We start from the raw sequence: 17,026 nt of genomic DNA on the forward strand, positions 1-17,026 counted from the left end.
CCCGCACCCGCACCCGACCTCACGCAACCCCCGCACGTGCCGCCGGTGACCTTCTCAGGTACTCCAGCGCCCGGTTCAGCGATCCCTCCCGCGACGGATGGTAGGAGCGCCGCAGATAGCGGGGGACGGCCGCGCCGAGTGAGCGCCAGGTGGGCAACAGGCCTTTGCGTACGGCTCTGTTGTGCTCGGTGAGCGAGTAGCGGACGCGGCCCGCGAGTTGGGGGTCGTGGCGTATCAAGTAGGCCGTGCCCCAGGCCCACAGGGAGAGCATCACGGGTGCGGTGACCGCCATGCCGGCGACCCGGCGGGCGTAGCGGGGGAGCCCGTGGCCTCCGCAGTGCTGGAACATGTCGAAGGCGACCGCGCGGTGTTCGACCTCCTCCGCGCCGTGCCAGCGCAGCAGATCGAGCATGATCTCGTCGGCACCGGCCCGGTCGAGGGCCTCGGCGGCCAGGATCCAGTCGCCCAGCACCGCCGTGAACTGTTCGATCGCCGCGACGACCGCCAGCCGGAACCGCAGCCACTCCCGCTCGGGCACCGGCGCGCCGAGCGGCGGGCGTTCGCCGAGCAGCCGTTCGAAGAGGAAGTCGACGTACCGGGTGAAGTCCGCGGTGTCGAGCCGCTGGGCCGCGAGATGGTCCAGCACGTGCGCGTGCTGGACGCTGTGGGTGGCCTCCTGGCCCATGAACCCCTTGACGTCCGCGAGGAGTTCGGGGTCCCTGACCAGTGGCAGGCCCTCCTTGAAGACCTTCACGAACCACCGCTCCCCCGCCGGCAGCAGCAGCAGGTGCAGCACATTGATGACGTGGGTTGCGGTCGGCTCGTCCGGGATCCAGTGCGGGGGCGTGCGCGACCAGTCGAAGGAGACCCGGCGCGGGACGATCGCGTGCTGCTCGCTCTCGGAGGTCACAGCGGCGGCTCCAGGCGGGCCATGGCCCGCAACGCGCGCGGGGCGAACCGGGACATCAGATGGGCGCCGCGCGCCTCCGGGGTGACAGGCACGACGGCCTCGTTGCGGACGACCGCCCGCAGGATCGCGTCGGCGACCTTCTCCGGCGGGTAGTTCCGCAGCCCGTAGAGCCGCGCCGACTTCTTCTGGCGCCGTTTCTCCTCGGCGGCGTCGACCCCGGCGAAGTGCGCGGTCGAGGTGATGTTGGTGTTGACGAGGCCGGGGCATATCGCCGAGACGCCGATCCCCTGCCCGGAGAGTTCCGCGCGCAGGCATTCGCTGAGCATCAGTACGGCGGCCTTGGAGGTGCTGTAGGCGGGCAGTGCCTTGGACGGCTGGAACGCCGCCGCCGACGCGGTGTTGACGATGTGGCCGCCCTGCCCGCGCTCGGCCATCTGTTTCCCGAAGAGCCGGCACCCGTGGATCACGCCCCACAGGTTGACGTCCAGGACCTTCTTCCAGTCCTCCGGGGTGGTGTCGAAGAAGGAACCGGAGAGTCCGATTCCGGCGTTGTTCACCAGGACGTCCACCACGCCGTACTCGGTGGCTACCTTCGCGGCGAGCTTCTCCATGGCCTGCTCGTCGGAGACGTCGACCGTCTCCGCCCAGGCCTCGGGGGCGCCGATGAGCCGGGCCAGTTCGGCGGTGCGGGCCGCGCTCTCCGCGTCCCGGTCGACGGCCACCACGCGCGCGCCGGACTCGGCGAACGCGAACGCCGTGGCCCGCCCGATGCCGCTGCCCGCGCCCGTGACCAGCACGAGCTGCCCGCCGAACCGCTCGACGTATTTGCCGGTAGCCGGTGTCGACCGGGGGCGCTCGCCCTCATGCATGGTCACGAACTCCGTGATCCAGGACGCCAGTTGATCGGGCCGCGTGCGCGGGATCCAGTGCTTGGCCGGCAGGGTGTGGCGCACCGACCCCGGCGCCCACAGCTCCAGTTCGTCGTAGAGCCGCTCCGACAGGAACGCGTCCCCCAGGGGCGTGATGAGCTGCACGGGCGCGTGCGCGTACGCGTCGGGGCGTGGCCTGCGCAGCCGGGCCCGGACGTTGTCCCGGTACAGCCAGGCGCCGTGGGCCGCGTCCTGGGGCAGTGACGAGGTCGGGTAGTCGCCGCGCGGGACCTTCTCGACGCGCTCCAGGATCTTCGGCCAGCGTTTGCCCAGGGGGCCGCGCCAGGCGAGTTCGGGCAGCACGGGCGTGTGCAGCAGGTACACGTACCAGGACTTGGCGCCCTGGCCGAGGAGTTGGCCGACGCGGCGCGGGGTGGGCCGGGTCAGGCGCTTGTTGATCCAGTGCCCGAAGTGGTCGAGGGACGGCCCGGACATCGACGTGAAGGAGGCGATACGGCCCACTGTGCGCTCGACGGTGACGAACTCCCAGGACTGCACCGAACCCCAGTCGTGTCCCACCAGGTGCACCGGCCGGTCCGGGCTGACCGCGTCCGCGACCGCCAGGAAGTCGTCCGTGAGCTTCTCCAGGGTGAACCCGCCCCGCAGCGGCTCCGGGGCCGTCGACCTGCCGTGGCCGCGGACGTCGTAGAGCACGACGTGGAAGCGGTCCGCGAGCCGGGTCGCGACCTCGGACCACACCTCCTTGCTGTCGGGATAGCCGTGCACGAGGACGACCGTGGGGCGCGAGGGGTCCCCCAACTCGGCCACGCACAGCTCGACTCCGCCCGTCCGCACCCAGCGCTCGCGCGCACCCTCAAGCGTCACTTGTCCTCCGCCCAGCGCCGCACGTGCGGCAGATCGTCGTCCAGCCAGAAGGCGCTCTGTTCGGGGTCCTTGGAGTCGGTGACGACCAGGATCTCCTCGAACTTGGCGCCCGTGCCCCGGAATCCGAGATGCGGTTCGACCGCCCACAGGCCCGGATGCGGGGGATGGTCGGAGAAGCGGTACGGCGACCAGAGCGGGGACCAGCCGTCGCGGTGGCCGTGCAGCGCGTCGCTCGCGAGGCCCTTCAGGGACTGGGTGCCGAACCCGAACAGCCGCGGGGACCAAGGGCGTTCGGCCACCCGGTCGACCTTGTGCGCGATCACGCCGAAGGGATACGCGCGGTGCCGGTTGGCGTAGCCCTGGCGGACCATGAGGCGGTCCACGTCCTCGTAGATCTCGCGCAGCGGGCGCCGCTCGCGCACCTCGCGCAGGAGCAGTGCGCGATGCGCCTCCAGGTCGGCCATCAGCCGGTCCTGCACCGGGTTGTCGCCCAGGGAGCCCGAATAGCCGATGTCGGCCGTGAAGCCCTTGTACACGGGGGCCATGTCCAGGATGAACGGCATCCCTGGCTCAAGACGCCGGCCCGTGGGGAAGAACTGGAGCGGCACCCGGAAGTTCGTGAACGCCGTGCGGTCGCCGAACCAGGCGAAGGGCAGATGGAACCAGTCCTTCACGCCCCGCGCACGCAGCCACGACCGCTGCATCCGCGCCGCCTCGCGCTCGGTCACCCCGGGTTCCAACCGGGCCGAGACGGCCTCGGCGCACTCGTACGCCAGCCGCTGGACCTCCCTGAACCCCCGCAGTTCCGCGGAGAGTTCGCGTTTCACCGCCGTAGTCATGCCACCGCCCCACCTGTCCACATCGACTGCGGTACGTGCTCGTAACTTGACACTCGTGAATGTGACAGTTGTTAGAGGCTGCGTCAATAGGCGTGATCTCTACCTGTGGATAACCGCGAGGGCCGGCCGCGTAGCTCTCAAGTAGGGGCATCCCCTACGGACCCGTACGTCTGGAGTCTGACGTGAGGACAGCTCTGCGGGGTGACGACCGCAGTGGTCCACGTCACTACCTTCGTAGACGTGACTGTGATCGCGACCGAAAGCCTGAGCAAGCGGTTCCCACGGGTGACCGCGCTTGACCGGCTCTCCGTGGACGTCGGCCCCGGTGTGACGGGGCTCGTCGGTGCCAACGGAGCCGGCAAGTCGACCTTGATCAAGATCCTGCTGGGTCTGTCCCCCGCCTCCGAGGGCCGAGCCGAAGTGCTCGGCCTCGATGTCGCCACCAAGGGTGCCGACATCCGCGAGCGCGTCGGGTACATGCCGGAGCACGACTGTCTGCCGCCCGACGTCTCGGCCACCGAGTTCGTCGTCCACATGGCGCGCATGTCCGGCCTGCCGCCCACCGCGGCCCGCGAGCGCACCGCGGACACCCTGCGCCATGTCGGTCTGTACGAGGAGCGCTACCGCCCCATCGGCGGCTACTCGACGGGCATGAAGCAGCGCGTCAAGCTCGCGCAGGCCCTCGTCCACGACCCGCAGCTGGTCTTCCTGGACGAGCCGACCAACGGCCTCGACCCGGTCGGCCGCGACGAGATGCTCGGCCTCATCCGCCGCATCTACACGGACTTCGGCATCTCGGTGCTGGTGACCTCGCACCTGCTGGGCGAGCTGGAGCGCACCTGCGACCACGTGATCGTGGTCGACGGCGGCAAGCTCCTGCGCTCCAGCTCCACCACGGACTTCACCCAGACCACGACCACCCTGGCGATCGAGGTCACCGACACGGACGAGCACCCGGACGGCACCCGCGCGGTGCGCGACGCGCTCCACGCGCGCGGGGTGGACACCCACGACAGCAGCGGCCTGCCGGGCGCGGGCCACGTCCTCCTCCTGACGGCCACGGGCGAGGAGACGTACGACGTGGTCCGGGACACGATCGCGGACCTCGGCCTCGGCCTGGTGCGCATGGAGCAGCGCAGGCACCACATCTCCGAGGTCTTCACCGACACCGACACCGACACCGGCACGGGCACTGACAACGACGCAGAGCGGAAGGAGGCCGTAGGCCATGGCAATTGACCAGCCCCTGGTCCCCCAGCCGGGCGACCAGACCCGCATCCACAACATCGGCTACCGCAACTACAACGGCCCCCGCCTGGGCCGCGCCTACGCCCGCCGCTCCCTCTACTCGCAGTCCCTGCGCGGCTCCTACGGCCTCGGCCGCTCGGTGAAGTCCAAGGTGCTGCCGATGCTGCTGTTCGTGGTCATGTGCGTGCCCGCGGCCATCATGGTGGCCGTCGCGGTCGCCACGAAGGCCAAGGACCTGCCCGTCGACTACACGCGCTACGCGATCATCATGCAGGCCGTCATCAGCCTCTACGTAGCCTCGCAGGCACCTCAGTCCGTCTCGCGCGACCTGCGCTTCAAGACCGTACCGCTGTACTTCTCGCGGCCGATCGAGACCGCCGACTACGTGAGGGCCAAGTACGCGGCGCTGGCCTCGGCCATGTTCATCCTGACCGCGGCCCCGCTGATCGTGCTCTACGTAGGAGCGTTGCTCGCGAAGCTCGACTTCGCCGACCAGACCAAGGGCTTCGCCCAGGGACTCGTCTCGGTGACCCTCCTCTCGCTGCTCTTCGCCGGCATCGGCCTGGTCATCGCCGCGGTCACCCCGCGCCGCGGCTTCGGCATCGCGGCCGTCATCGCCGTACTGACCATCTCCTACGGCGCGGTCTCCACCCTCCAGGCGATCGCCGACGCGCAGGGCGCCACGGACGCCATCCCCTGGATCGGCCTCTTCTCGCCCGTCACGCTCATCGACGGTCTCCAGTCGGCCTTCCTGGGCGCGAGTTCGGTGTTCCCCGGAGGCGTCGGCCCCACGCACGGAGAAGGCGTCGTCTACGTCCTCGCCGTCCTGGGCCTCATCGCCGCGACCTACGGCCTCCTGATCCGCCGCTACCGGAAGGTGGGCCTGTGACCACGCTCTCCATCGACCACGTCTCCCGCTGGTTCGGCAACGTGGTCGCCGTCAACGACATCACCATGACCGTCGGCCCCGGAGTCACCGGACTGCTCGGCCCCAACGGCGCCGGAAAGTCCACCCTCATCAACATGATGGGCGGCTTCCTCGCCCCCTCCACCGGCACCGTCACCCTCGACGGCCAGCAGGTGTGGCGCAACGAACAGATCTACAAGCACATCGGCATCGTCCCCGAGCGCGAGGCGATGTACGACTTCCTTACGGGACGCGAATTCGTCGTGGCCAACGCCGAGTTGCACGGTCTCGGCGCCAAGGCGGCCCAGAGGGCGCTGGCCACGGTCGAGATGGAGTACGCGCAGGACCGCAAGATCTCGACGTACTCCAAGGGCATGCGCCAGCGCGTGAAGATGGCCAGCGCCCTGGTGCACGACCCGTCGCTGCTCCTGCTCGACGAGCCGTTCAACGGCATGGACCCGCGCCAGCGCATGCAGCTCATGGACCTGCTGCGGCGGATGGGCGACGAGGGCCGCACGGTGCTGTTCTCGTCCCACATCCTCGAAGAGGTCGAGCAACTCGCCTGGCACATCGAGGTAGTTGTGGCCGGACGGCACGCGGCCAGCGGCGACTTCCGCAAGATCCGCCGCCTCATGACCGACCGCCCGCACCGCTACCTGGTCCGCTCCAGCGACGACCGCGCCCTCGCGGCCGCGCTGATCGCCGACCCGTCGACGTCCGGCATCGAGGTCGACCTGGCCGAGGGCGCGCTGCGCGTCCAGGCCGTCGACTTCGGCCGGTTCACGGTCCTGCTGCCCCGGGTGGCCAAGGACCACGGCATCCGGCTGCTCACGGTCTCGCCGTCGGACGAGTCCCTCGAGTCCGTCTTCTCGTATCTCGTCGCGGCGTAGGAGGCCAAGAGATGTACGACCCCACAGTCGCCCGACTCACCTACCGGGCCCTGCTCGGCCGGCGCCGGGCCCTCATCCTGGGCGCCCTGCCCTTCCTGCTGATCGCGATCTCCGTGGTGGTGCGCGGCCTCGCCGGCGCCGACGACCAGACCGCGGTCGACGTCCTGGGCGGGCTCGGCCTCGCCACGATGGTGCCGATCATCGGCGTCATCGCGGGCACCGGCGCGATCGGGCCGGAGATCGACGACGGCTCCGTGGTGTATCTGCTGTCCAAGCCGCTGAAGCGGCCCACGATCATCTTCACCAAGCTGATCGTGGCGGTCGCCGTCACCATGGTGTTCTCGGCGGTCCCCATGCTGATCTCCGGGTTCATCCTGAACGGCAACGGCCAGCAGATCGCCGTCGCCTACACGGTGGCCGCCCTGGTCGCCTCCATCGCCTACGCGGCACTCTTCCTGCTGCTCGGCACGGTCTCGCGGCACGCGGTGGTCTTCGGGCTCGTCTACGCCCTCGTCTGGGAAGCCCTGTTCGGCTCCCTGGTCGCCGGCGCCCGCACGCTCAGCGTCCAGCAGTGGTCCCTGGCCGTCGCCCACAAGGTCGCCGGCGGTGAGCTGGTCACCTCGGACGTCGGACTGACCACGGCGACGGTGTTCCTCGTCGCGGTCACCGTCGGAGCCACCTGGTACGCCGGACAGAAGCTGCGCTCGCTCAAGCTCGCCGGCGAGGAATGACAGGCAGGGCCTGCTGGAGATGACAGGTCCTGATCTTGACGGGGGCTTCATCTCTGTCCGGGCACACTGGGCAAACGGGACGGACGGCACGCACGGCTGGGAGGAACGGGGATGGCCGGAGAGGCAGCGTACGGCGGCGGTCAGGCCGAGTCCGGGGACGGCTGGGACAAGTTGGTCCTCGACGACGACTTCATACGGTCCGCCGAGACGGCCGAGCCGTCCGCCCGGGCCCGGATGCTCGCGGCGCGCTGGCGCGCGCAGTCCCCCGAGCCCCAGCCCTGGCGCTCGGACGAGCCGCCCGCGGGGTGGTTCTTCAGCAAGGCGCGGCGGCGTAAGTGGCGGCGGCGGTAAGGGTTCTGCCGGGTTCGTAGTTCGTTTGCCGCGGGCCCGGTGGGGGCTGGTCGCGCAGTCCCCCGCGCCCCTTTTAGGGGCGCCCGCCTGAGCCCTGTTTATTCGGTGGCGCCCAACTCGGCGTACAGGCACAGTTGTTCTGTCGACGCCGGATCAGCCGGCGCCACTTACTGGGAGAGGAGCTGGACGATGTCGATGCACGACAGGACGTCCAACTCCCTTCAGGGCAGCCCGCGGCGGTCTCCGGAGTAGTTACCCTCCGTCGAGTCGCCCACCACGGGGAGCTGCCCGGGGCGGCCGCTTCGAGCACGCGACTCATTATCGCGTGGGCCGCCCTCCCTTTCGCCCCCACCACCGGGGGCATTCTGCGCTGGGGCGGGTCGGTCGCGCGGACCGGTGCCACGAGGTGCCGCTCTCCGTGGGACGGACGCCGCCCCAGCGGCATCACCTACGCGAGCAACCGCTCCAGCACCACCGCGATGCCGTCCTCCTCATTCGAAGACGTCACCTCGTCCGCCACCGCCTTGAGTTCCTCATGCGCGTTGGCCATCGCCACGCTGTGGGACGCCCAGGCGAACATCGCGATGTCGTTGGGCATGTCGCCGAAGGCGATCGTGTCGGCGGCCTTCAGGCCCAGTCGGCGTGCCGCGATGGACAGGCCCGTCGCCTTGGACAGGCCGAGCGGCAGCAGTTCGACGATGCCCGCGCCGGCCATCGCGACCCCGACGAAGCCGCCCGCCGCCTCGCGGGCCGCCTCCGCGAGCTGGTCGTCCGTGAGGGTGGGGTGCTGGATGTAGATCTTGTTCAGGGGCGCGGTCCACAGGTCGGACGCGTCCGTGAACGGGGTCGCGGGAAGCTTCCCCGTGACCGTGTACCCGGGGCCGACCAGCACATCGCCGTCCAGGCCGTCCCGGCTCGCCGCGAGGAACAGCGGGCCGACCTCCGCCTCGATCTTGGCGAGGGCCACACCGGCCATTTGGCGGTCCAGGGTGACCGAGGTCAGCAGGCGGTGCTCCCCGGCGTCGTAGACCTGGGCGCCCTGGGCGCAGACCGCGAGGCCCTCGTAGCCGAGGTCGTCGAGGATGTGCCGGGTCCAGGGGGCCGAGCGGCCCGTCACCACGATGTGTGCCGCGCCCGCCGCGGTGGCCGCGGCGAGGGCGTCACGGGTGCGCGAGGAGATCGACTCGTCGGAGCGCAGGAGCGTTCCGTCGAGATCGGTCGCGATCAGCCGGTAGGGGAACCCCCCAGAGGGAGACGCAGTGCTCACTTGGCGACCGGCGTCAGGAACTCACGGCCGCCCAGGTACGGGCGCAGCACCTCGGGCACGCGCACGGAACCGTCGGGCAGCTGGTGGTTCTCCAGGATCGCCACGATCGTGCGCGGTACGGCGCAGAGCGTGCCGTTGAGCGTGGCCAGCGGCTGCACCTTCTTGCCGTCGCGCAGGCGCACCGACAGCCGACGGGCCTGGAAGCTGTCGCAGTTGGAGGCCGAGGTCAGCTCGCGGTACTTGCCCTGGGTCGGGATCCACGCCTCGCAGTCGAACTTGCGGGACGCCGACGAACCGAGGTCGCCCGAGGCCACGTCGATGACCTGGAAGGGCAGTTCGAGAGCGGTGAGCCACTGCTTCTCCCAGTCCAGGAGCCGCTGGTGCTCGTTCTCCGCGTCCTCGGGGAGGACGTACGAGAACATCTCGACCTTGTCGAACTGGTGCACGCGGAAGATGCCACGCGTGTCCTTGCCGTACGTGCCGGCCTCGCGGCGGAAGCACGGGGAGAAGCCCGCGTAGCGCAGCGGGAGCTTGTCCGCGTCGAGGATCTCGTCCATGTGGTACGCGGCGAGGGGGACCTCGGAGGTGCCGACCAGGTAGTAGTCGTCCTTCTCCAGGTGGTACACGTTCTCCGCGGCCTGGCCGAGGAAGCCGGTGCCCTCCATGGCGCGCGGGCGGACCAGCGCCGGGGTCAGCATCGGGATGAAGCCGGCCTCCGTGGCCTGCGCGATCGCCGCGTTGACGAGCGCCAGCTCCAGGAGGGCGCCGACGCCGGTGAGGTAGTAGAAGCGCGAGCCGGAGACCTTGGCGCCGCGCTCGACGTCGATGGCGCCCAGCGCCTCGCCGAGCTCCAGGTGGTCCTTGGGCTCGAAGCCCTCGGCGGCGAAGTCACGGATCGTGCCGTGCGTCTCCAGGACGACGAAGTCCTCCTCGCCGCCCACTGGCACGTCGGGGTGCACGAGGTTGCCGAGCTGGAGCGCGAGGCGCTTGGTCTCCTCGTCCGCCTCGTGCTGCTCGGCGTCGGCCGCCTTGACGTCGGCGGCGAGCTGGCCGGCCTTCTTCAGCAGCTCGGCCTTCTCGTCCGCGGATGCCTTGGGGATGAGCTTGCCGAGCGACTTCTGCTCGGTGCGCAGCTCGTCGAAGCGGACGCCGGACGACCTGCGCCGCTCGTCGGCGGACAGGAGAGCGTCGACGAGCGCGACGTCCTCTCCACGGGCGCGCTGGGAGGCGCGCACACGGTCGGGGTCCTCACGGAGCAGGCGAAGGTCAATCACGCGGACCAGGCTACCGGTGACGGGTTCCGGCTCACGACTCGGTATTCCGAACTGCGGCTTACATCCAGATATGGGGTAATTGCGAAGAGTGTTCAGGCGTGTCGATGCGTGTCAATGAAAAGGCGTCCCGCTCCCCGGAACGGGGCAGGCGCGAGGCGGTCTGTTGACCCGAATCCCTTGGGGGAAACGGGACTTGAGGTCGCGGTTGTCCACAGGAATCCACATCCCGGAAGAGTTATCCACAGGCTGTGCGAAAGATCTGTGGACATTGGAAGTGATCATTTCCAGCGGGTTTCGCGAGACGGGTAATTCCTGTCCCAAACGCACCTCCCAACCACTTTGGGGTGGAAATGTGTCGCTCCATAGGATTGCCCGAAGGAAACAGGTGGACGAAGAGTGACCTACGCGCCGGTGGACGCATCGACGGCCTGTAGGGAGATTTGTCGACCGGATCGCACTTCGTTGTCGACTTGTCCCCAGGTCGAGAAGCGGACCTGTGGATAACTTCTGTGGATAACGAAGATACGCAGGTAGTACCGGGACGCCAGGCAGGTACTGCCGGTCAGAAACGGCCGTCCTGGCAGTGCGCGACCCAGTCGGCCGCCGCCAGGAACTCCTCGTCCGAGGTGCCCGGGAACAGCGGCCGCACCCCGTCCACGCCGACGTCGGCGCGCGGGTACGAACCGAGGTAGCGCACCTGCAGACAGATCCGCTTGAGCCCGGTCAGCGCCTCGGCGACCCGGCGGTCGGAGATGTGTCCCTCGGCGTCGATGCAGAAGCAGTAGTTGCCGATGCCGGCGCCGGTCGGGCGGGACTGGAGCAGCATGAGGTTGATGCCCCGGGTGGCGAACTCGCCGAGCAGGTCGCGCAGCCCGCCGGGGTGGTCGTCGCGCTGCCAGATCACGACCGACGTCTTGTCCGCGCCGGTCGGAGCCGCCGGCCGGGCGGGCCTGCCCACCAGCACGAACCGGGTCTGCGCGTTCTCCGCGTCGTGGATCTCGGTCTCCAGGGCCTCCAGACCGTACCGGGCGGCGGCGAACTCACCGGCGAACGCGGCGTCGTAGCGGCCCTCCTGGACCAGGCGGGCGGCGTCCGCGTTCGAGGCCGCCGACTCCCACAGGGCGTCCGGGAGGTTCGCCTTCATCCAGTTGCGGACCTGCGGCTGGGCGGCGGGATGCGCGGAGACCGTCTTGATGTCGGAGATCTTCGTGCCCGGCCTGACCAGCAGCGCGAAGGTGATCGACAGCAGCACCTCGCGGTAGATCATCAGCGGCGCGCCCGCGACCAGCTCGTCCAGGGTGGTGGTGATGCCGCCCTCGACGGAGTTCTCGATCGGCACGAACGCTGCCTCGGCCTCGCCGGTGCGCACCGCGTCCAGCGCGGACTGCACCGACACGTACGGGATCAGCTCCCGGGTGGCCGCCTCGGGAAGCGTCCGCAGGGCGACTTCGGTGAAGGTGCCCTCAGGGCCGAGATACGCGTAGCTGGCTGGCATGACCTCACCCTAATGGGCCTTGCGAAACCGGGCGCACGCTTCCTCGGTCAGCCACCCGTGAGGGCGACGGCCTCACCCCTCCAGCAACCGCTGCCCCACGTACTCGCCCTCCGCCGCCCCGCCCGGCACCGCGAACAGGCCGCTCGCCTCATGACGGATGTACGTCGACAGGGCGTCACCGCGGTCGAGTTTCCGCTGCACGGTGACGAAGCCCCGCAACGGGTCCGCCTGCCAGCACACGAAGAGGAGCCCGGCGTCCGGGGTGCCGTCGGCGGCGATGCCGTCGTGGTACGAGAAGGGGCGCCGCAGCATCGCCGCACCGCCGTTCTGGTCGGGGCGGGCGATCCGGGCGTGCGCGTTGATGGGGACGACCAGGGCGCCCTTCGCGTCGGTCTTCTCCAGGTCCATCGCGGTCGTCTCACCGCCTCCGGACAGCGCCGCCCCATTGGACTTGCGGCGCCCGACGACGTTCTCCTGGGCGCCGGTCGAGAGCTTCTCCCAGTCGTCCAGAAGCATCCGGATACGGCGTACGACGGCGTAGGAGCCGTTCGCCATCCACGCCGGGTCGGTCGAACCGGACGCCGGCACGAAGATCCGTTTGTCGAAGGTGGACTCGGTCGGCTTGGGGTTGCGGGTGCCGTCGAGCTGGCCCATCAGATTGCGGGCCGTCATCTTGTGGGCCGTCGCGCCCGGCGTCCGGTTGAAGCCGTTCATCTGCCAGCGGACCCGGGCCGCGCTGCCCGCCTCCTTCTGGATCGTGCGCAGGGCATGGAAGGCGACCAGCGCGTCGTTGGCGCCGATCTGCACCCACAGGTCGCCGTTGCTGCGCGCCTTGTCGAGGTGGTCGGAGGAGAAGTCGGGGAGCGGGTCGAGGGAGGCAGGGCGCTGCTTCTCCAGTCCCGTACGGGAGAAGAAGGAGTTGCCGAAGCCGAAGGTGATCGTCAGCGAGGAGGGGCCCGCGTCCAGGGCGACATCCGTGTCGTCCTGCGCCGCCGCCTCGCCCGCCATCAGCCGCTGGGCGGTCGTCGACCAGCGGCGCAGCAGGGCCGCCGCCTCCTTGCGGCTCGCTCCCGCCGCCAGGTCGAAGGCGACGAGGTGGCCGCGTGCCTGGAGGCCCTCGGTGATGCCGGGCTGATGTTTCCCGTGAAACATTGCCATGTCCTCGCCCAGCGAGGTCAGCGGTGTGGCCTCGGCGGGCGCGGACGCGTACCCCACGGCGCCGCCCGCCGCACCGAGCACGAGCCCGGTGGCACCGGCCGTACCGAGGAGCCGTCGGCGGGAAATGCCCTCCCCTGGGGAGGTGTTTTCGGAAACGGCCTCCCCAGGAGGTGCCTCTACGGTCCGGGCCTCGGGAATGGACTGGTCAGGCATGGCGTGGTTCAGCCGATCTGCGCGTTCTTGTCGACGGTCGTCTGGTCGATGTCGGAGGTCCGCACGGTCACCGAGATCTTCCAGTCGCCCGCCATGGGGATCTGGATTCCGTTCGCGGCCCAGTGCCCGGTTGCGATGCGGTCGGGCGTCACGGGGAGCGGGCCGATCTTCTTCGCGGCGAGGGTGAAGGCGACCTTCACCTCGGGGACGTCGAAGGCCCGGCCGTTGGGGCGCTGCACATAGACGTGCATCTCGTTGCCGCCCACGCGCGCGGGGTCGAGGTCGAGCCGGATGACGCCCTTGCCGTCCGTGCCTCCGGTGTCGAAGGACATGTCCAGGGTCAGGGCGCCGGCGGACGACGAGGAGGAGGACGAGGAGGAGGCCTTGGCCGCCTTGGCGTCCTCCTCCGTGCGGCCCGGTTCGGTGGTCGTCAGGGCCGTGGTGACGGCGAGGACGACGACGGCGACGGCGGCCTCGGCGAGCACCGAGCGGCGCAGTCCGAACAGGACCGGGTCGGCGTCCCGCAGCCGCTTCTGCCGCGCGGTGTCCACGGCGGTCCGCTGGCGGGCGAGTTGGGCGGCGCGCTTGGAGTCGCCGGCCGACTCGGGATCGGCGCCCATGGCGGACGCGGTCCCGTCGGAGTCGGCCTCGGCGGACGCGGTGGCGTCGGCGACACCGGCCTCGGCTGCGGTCGTAGCGCTGGAGGCACTGGCCGCGGCGGACGCCGTAGCGCTGGAGTCGGCCGTCTTCGTGGACGCGCTGGCGTGCGCCTTCTCCTTCTCCGGCTCGCGCTCTTCCACGGCTGTCGCGCTCGCCTCGGCCGGCTCCGCCAGCCGTCCGGTCCAGCGCCGCGAGATCGACGCGATGCCGACGAGTAGCGCCACGAGGCCGATCTTCACGAGCAGCAGCTGCCCGTAGCCGGTGTCGGTGAACGCCGACCAGGAGCCGAGCTGGCGCCAGGACTGGTAGATGCCGGTCGCGACGAGCGCGAGGACGCTGCCGAACGCGATGCGCGAGAAGTTCTGTACGGCCGTCCGCCCGACCCGGTTGTCGGCGGGCGCCCGGTAGAGCGCGACGAGGAGGGCGGAGAGACCGCCGAGCCACATCGCGACGGCCAGCAGGTGGACGACGTCGACGGGCATCGCGATGCCGGGCTGTAGCCCGGTCGAGGCGTGCTCGGCCAGGGCCCAGCTCGCGGCGAGCCCGGCGGCCACCACACCGCCGCCGATCGCGAGCCCGAAGGTGAGGTCCCGCTTCTCCTCGTCCTCCCGCTTGTCGTACGCCCCGAAGAGCACGGCGATGAACAGGGCCGCCGCAGCGAGCAGCAGCAGCCGGGAGACGAGCGCGGCGCCCGTCTTGGTCTGGAGGACCTGACCGAGGAGGTTCAGGTCGAAGATGTCGCCGAACTTCCCGCTGGTCGTGTACGAGCCGCGCAGGAGCAGCAGCCAGAGCGTGGCCGCGGTGAGCGAGAACCAGCCGGAGACGACCAGCCGCTGGAGGGCGCGCACTCCGGCGCCGCGCTGCCAGCAGGCCAGGACAAAGGCGGCGCCGCCCACCATGACGATGAAACCGGCGTACGACATGTAGCGCCCGAAGCCGTACAGCCCGCCGACGAGCCCGCCGCCCACGTCCTGGTCGGAGACCGAGACGGTGGTCTTGGAGGGGGCGCCGACGGAGAACGTGAAGGCGCCGGCCACGGGGTGGCTGTCGGCCGACACGACCTGCCAGGCCACCGTGTACGTGCCGTCGGGCAGGCCGCTGCGGACCTGGATGGCGTACGTCGTACCGCTGATGTTCGACGGTTTGCCGACGTCGACGCGTTTGCCCTTCGGGTTGAGCACACGCAGCGAGTCGTCGTTCGTCGACACCTTCTCGGAGAAGGTGAGCGAGATCTGCGTCGGAGCCTTGTCGACCACCACCCCCGAACTGGGGTCGCTGCCGGTCAGCGCGGCGTGCGCGGAGGCGGTACCCGCCCCGGCGAAGAGCATGCCGGTGACGGCCAGGAGCAGCAGCACCAGATTGCGGACGCGGGGGGTGATGGTCGTCTTCAAGGTGGGGTCCCTCCCTCAGTGCCCGGTCGTGGGGTTGTACGTCGCCGACTTCACGGGCATCTCAACCGTGAGAGGGCCGGACTTGGCAAAGTGCAGCTTCACGGTCACGCTGTCGCCCTGCTTCAGGGTGTGCTTCAGCTTGTCGAACATCAGGTGGTTGCCCCCGCTCTTGAACACGAGTTGACCGTGTGCGGGCACATCGAGGGACGTCACCTCCTCCATCGCCTGGCCGACCGTCTCGTGCACGGAGACCGGGCCGAGGTCGCTGGTGACGGAGGTCAACTCGTCCTTCGCGCCGCCCTTGTTGGCGATGTCCAGGAAGCCCGCCGCCATGTCGGAGACCGGCTGGGGGATGTAGGCGGAGCTGACGGAGAGCTGGGCCTTCGCGTCGTCCGAGCCGCCGCAGCCGGTGAGGACCAGCGCCCCCGCCAGCACTACGACACCCGACGCGACCGCGTGCCTCACGGGGTCTCCCCCTTGATGATCTTGGGGAGGTCCTTGGTGTAGTCGTCGACGGTGGTGTCCTGGCCGTAGAGCAGGTAACCGCCGTTGGTCTTCGGGGAGAACGCGACGACCTGGGTGCCGTGGACGGAGACGAGCTTGCCGTTCTTGTCCTTCGAGGTCGGCTCGATGGAGATGCCCATGGTGCGGGCGCCGGCCTGGATGGTCGCGAACTTGCCGGTCAGGCCGACGAACTGGGTGTCGATGCCCTTGAGCCACTTGCCGAGCTCGGAGGGGGTGTCGCGGGCCGGGTCGGTGGTGACGAACACGACCAGCAGCTTGTCCTGCTCGGCCTTGGGCAGGGACTTCTTGGCGACGGCGATGTTGTTCATCGTCAGCGGGCAGATGTCGGGGCAGTGGGTGTAGCCGAAGTAGATCAGCGTCGGGCGGCCCTTGGACTCGGCCCGGAAGTCGTACTTCTTGCCGTGTGTGTCCGTGAGGACCAGGTCCGGCTTCTCGAACGGGGTGTCGAGCACGGTGGCGGCCTGCGTCGCGGTGTCCTCGGAGACCACGGCGACGGGGCTGTTGCCGTCGCCGCTGCCGCAGGCGGAGAGCGTCAGGGTGGCGGCGGCGAGCAGCGCGGCCGCGGCGAACGTCTTCTTGCGCATAGGAAAAATGTCCCAGTTGTGAGAGCTCCGGCGCGCACCGGGGTCGTACGCAAGAGTCGCACGGACCCCTGTGCGCGCCATGAGTGACGGGCCTCAGACGGTCGTACGCCGGCGGCCGGCGAGCACGCCGTACGCCACGCCCGCCGCGCCGACGGCGATGCCGACGACGCCGAGGACGCGGGCGGTGGTGTCGGAGGAGTCGGCGGACGACGAGGTGGAGTCGGTGGCGGTGGTCTCGGTCTTCTCGGAGGCGTCCTCGGCGGTCGCGCCGGAGGCGGCGGCGGAGGTCAGCGCAAGCGTCGGAGCCGGGTTGTCGGGCTCCTCCTCGCCGTCCTTCTGCACCTCGATCCAGCGCACGACCTCCTTGTCGGAGTACGTCTGGAGCGCCTTGAAGACGAGCTGGTCGGCGTCCGTGGGCAGCATGCCGACGGAGACCGGGAACTTCTGGAAGTAGCCCGGCTCGACGCCCTTGCCGGTCGCGGTCCAGGTGACCTTGGTGACGGCCTCGGTGATCGTCTCGCCGTGCATCTCGGCCGGCTTGGCGAGCTTCGACTTGGTGACCTTGACGGTCCAGCCGCTGATCGGCTCCGGCATCACGGACGCCAGCGGGTGGTCGGTCGGGAAGGTGACCTCCAGCTTGGTGGTCGACGCGTCGTCACGCTCGTTCGGGACCTTGAAGTCGACGACCGCGTAGCCGCCCTTGACGGCCGCGCCCTCGGGCTGCACGGAGACGTGCGCGAAGGCGGGGGAGGACAGGACCAGCACGGCCGAGCCGGCGACGGCAGCGGCGGCGGCGATACGAGAGGTCTTCATGGAAAGGAGCACTCCA

General features: G+C 69.9%; 16 protein-coding genes. 5 read left to right on the forward strand and 11 right to left on the reverse strand.

Going from position 1 to position 17,026, the window contains the following annotated elements; genetic code table 11:
- Positions 1-19 precede the first annotated feature (19 nt).
- Genes ACNFOC_RS21490 through ACNFOC_RS21500 form a run of 3 tightly spaced genes read right to left on the reverse strand, consistent with a single transcriptional unit; the run spans position 20 to position 3,503 of the window.
- The gene (locus tag ACNFOC_RS21490) at positions 20-910 is read right to left on the reverse strand and encodes a metal-dependent hydrolase (RefSeq protein WP_416960713.1); all 891 of its coding nucleotides are present in this window, start codon (positions 908-910) and stop codon (positions 20-22) included.
- Positions 907-2,664, reverse strand: a complete 1,758-nt coding sequence (locus tag ACNFOC_RS21495) for an SDR family oxidoreductase (RefSeq protein WP_416960714.1) — start codon at positions 2,662-2,664, stop codon at positions 907-909. The genes ACNFOC_RS21490 and ACNFOC_RS21495 overlap by 4 nt, the downstream gene beginning before the upstream one ends.
- Positions 2,661-3,503 carry a M24 family metallopeptidase gene (locus ACNFOC_RS21500; RefSeq protein WP_416960715.1) on the reverse strand — a complete coding sequence of 281 codons (843 nt, stop codon included), beginning with the start codon at positions 3,501-3,503 and terminating at the stop codon, positions 2,661-2,663. Before ACNFOC_RS21500 ends, ACNFOC_RS21495 begins: the two co-directional genes overlap by 4 nt.
- Positions 3,504-3,749: 246 nt before the next feature.
- On the opposite strand from ACNFOC_RS21500, the gene ACNFOC_RS21505 reads away from it, so the two are divergent.
- The 5 genes from ACNFOC_RS21505 (at position 3,750) to ACNFOC_RS21525 (ending at position 7,630) form a co-directional block, all read left to right on the forward strand.
- Positions 3,750-4,742, forward strand: a complete 993-nt coding sequence (locus tag ACNFOC_RS21505; protein ID WP_416960736.1) for an ABC transporter ATP-binding protein — start codon at positions 3,750-3,752, stop codon at positions 4,740-4,742.
- Positions 4,732-5,640: an ABC transporter permease gene (locus ACNFOC_RS21510; RefSeq protein WP_416960716.1), complete on the forward strand. Its 909-nt coding sequence runs from the start codon at positions 4,732-4,734 to the stop codon at positions 5,638-5,640. Before ACNFOC_RS21505 ends, ACNFOC_RS21510 begins: the two co-directional genes overlap by 11 nt.
- The gene (locus ACNFOC_RS21515; RefSeq protein WP_406124547.1) at positions 5,637-6,548 is read left to right on the forward strand and encodes an ABC transporter ATP-binding protein; all 912 of its coding nucleotides are present in this window, start codon (positions 5,637-5,639) and stop codon (positions 6,546-6,548) included. The genes ACNFOC_RS21510 and ACNFOC_RS21515 overlap by 4 nt, the downstream gene beginning before the upstream one ends.
- 11 nt (positions 6,549-6,559) lie before the next feature.
- Positions 6,560-7,279 (forward strand): ABC transporter permease, encoded by a 720-nt coding sequence (locus tag ACNFOC_RS21520; RefSeq protein WP_416960717.1) that lies wholly within the window; start codon positions 6,560-6,562, stop codon positions 7,277-7,279.
- 111 nt (positions 7,280-7,390) lie between these two features.
- Positions 7,391-7,630: an SGM_3592 family protein gene (locus ACNFOC_RS21525; protein ID WP_416960718.1), complete on the forward strand. Its 240-nt coding sequence runs from the start codon at positions 7,391-7,393 to the stop codon at positions 7,628-7,630.
- Between the two features lie 448 nt (positions 7,631-8,078).
- Here ACNFOC_RS21525 and ACNFOC_RS21530 read toward each other — a convergent pair whose 3' ends face one another.
- The 8 genes from ACNFOC_RS21530 to ACNFOC_RS21565 form a co-directional block, all read right to left on the reverse strand.
- Positions 8,079-8,897, reverse strand: coding sequence for an HAD family hydrolase (locus tag ACNFOC_RS21530; RefSeq protein WP_416960719.1), 819 nt, complete (start codon positions 8,895-8,897; stop codon positions 8,079-8,081).
- Complete coding sequence (serS, locus tag ACNFOC_RS21535) at positions 8,894-10,171, reverse strand: serine--tRNA ligase (protein ID WP_416960720.1); 1,278 nt, start codon at positions 10,169-10,171, stop codon at positions 8,894-8,896. Before serS ends, ACNFOC_RS21530 begins: the two co-directional genes overlap by 4 nt.
- Before the next feature lie 562 nt (positions 10,172-10,733).
- Positions 10,734-11,666, reverse strand: a complete 933-nt coding sequence (gene pheA / locus ACNFOC_RS21540; protein WP_406124555.1) for a prephenate dehydratase — start codon at positions 11,664-11,666, stop codon at positions 10,734-10,736.
- Positions 11,667-11,738: 72 nt separating this feature from the next.
- A complete protein-coding gene (gene efeB / locus ACNFOC_RS21545) occupies positions 11,739-13,037 on the reverse strand; it encodes an iron uptake transporter deferrochelatase/peroxidase subunit (protein ID WP_416960721.1) in 1,299 nt (432 codons plus the stop codon).
- 8 nt (positions 13,038-13,045) lie between these two features.
- On the reverse strand, positions 13,046-15,088 hold the full coding sequence (locus tag ACNFOC_RS21550; RefSeq protein WP_416960722.1) for a copper resistance CopC/CopD family protein: 2,043 nt from the start codon (positions 15,086-15,088) through the stop codon (positions 13,046-13,048).
- A 15-nt stretch (positions 15,089-15,103) separates the two neighbouring features.
- A complete protein-coding gene (locus ACNFOC_RS21555; protein ID WP_416960723.1) occupies positions 15,104-15,553 on the reverse strand; it encodes a copper chaperone PCu(A)C in 450 nt (149 codons plus the stop codon).
- Positions 15,550-16,197, reverse strand: coding sequence for an SCO family protein (locus ACNFOC_RS21560; RefSeq protein ID WP_416960724.1), 648 nt, complete (start codon positions 16,195-16,197; stop codon positions 15,550-15,552). The genes ACNFOC_RS21555 and ACNFOC_RS21560 overlap by 4 nt, the downstream gene beginning before the upstream one ends.
- A gap of 93 nt (positions 16,198-16,290) precedes the next feature.
- Positions 16,291-17,010 (reverse strand): YcnI family copper-binding membrane protein, encoded by a 720-nt coding sequence (locus tag ACNFOC_RS21565; RefSeq protein WP_416960725.1) that lies wholly within the window; start codon positions 17,008-17,010, stop codon positions 16,291-16,293.
- Positions 17,011-17,026: the final 16 nt, after the last annotated feature.

Origin of the sequence: Streptomyces colwelliae (assembly GCF_048158785.1) — a bacterium.
In the GTDB taxonomy this organism is placed as follows: domain Bacteria; phylum Actinomycetota; class Actinomycetes; order Streptomycetales; family Streptomycetaceae; genus Streptomyces.

Bases quoted from the DNA above. Each gene is read 5' to 3' on its own strand.
- ACNFOC_RS21560 (WP_416960724.1), bottom strand. From the start codon at position 16,197: ATGCGCAAGAAGACGTTCGCCGCGGCCGCGCTGCTCGCCGCCGCCACC.
- ACNFOC_RS21525 (WP_416960718.1), top strand. From the start codon at position 7,391: ATGGCCGGAGAGGCAGCGTACGGCGGCGGTCAGGCCGAGTCCGGGGAC.
- ACNFOC_RS21500 (WP_416960715.1), bottom strand. From the start codon at position 3,503: ATGACTACGGCGGTGAAACGCGAACTCTCCGCGGAACTGCGGGGGTTC.
- ACNFOC_RS21520 (WP_416960717.1), top strand. From the start codon at position 6,560: ATGTACGACCCCACAGTCGCCCGACTCACCTACCGGGCCCTGCTCGGC.
- efeB (WP_416960721.1), bottom strand. From the start codon at position 13,037: ATGCCTGACCAGTCCATTCCCGAGGCCCGGACCGTAGAGGCACCTCCT.
- pheA (WP_406124555.1), bottom strand. From the start codon at position 11,666: ATGCCAGCCAGCTACGCGTATCTCGGCCCTGAGGGCACCTTCACCGAA.
- ACNFOC_RS21510 (WP_416960716.1), top strand. From the start codon at position 4,732: ATGGCAATTGACCAGCCCCTGGTCCCCCAGCCGGGCGACCAGACCCGC.
- ACNFOC_RS21565 (WP_416960725.1), bottom strand. From the start codon at position 17,010: ATGAAGACCTCTCGTATCGCCGCCGCCGCTGCCGTCGCCGGCTCGGCC.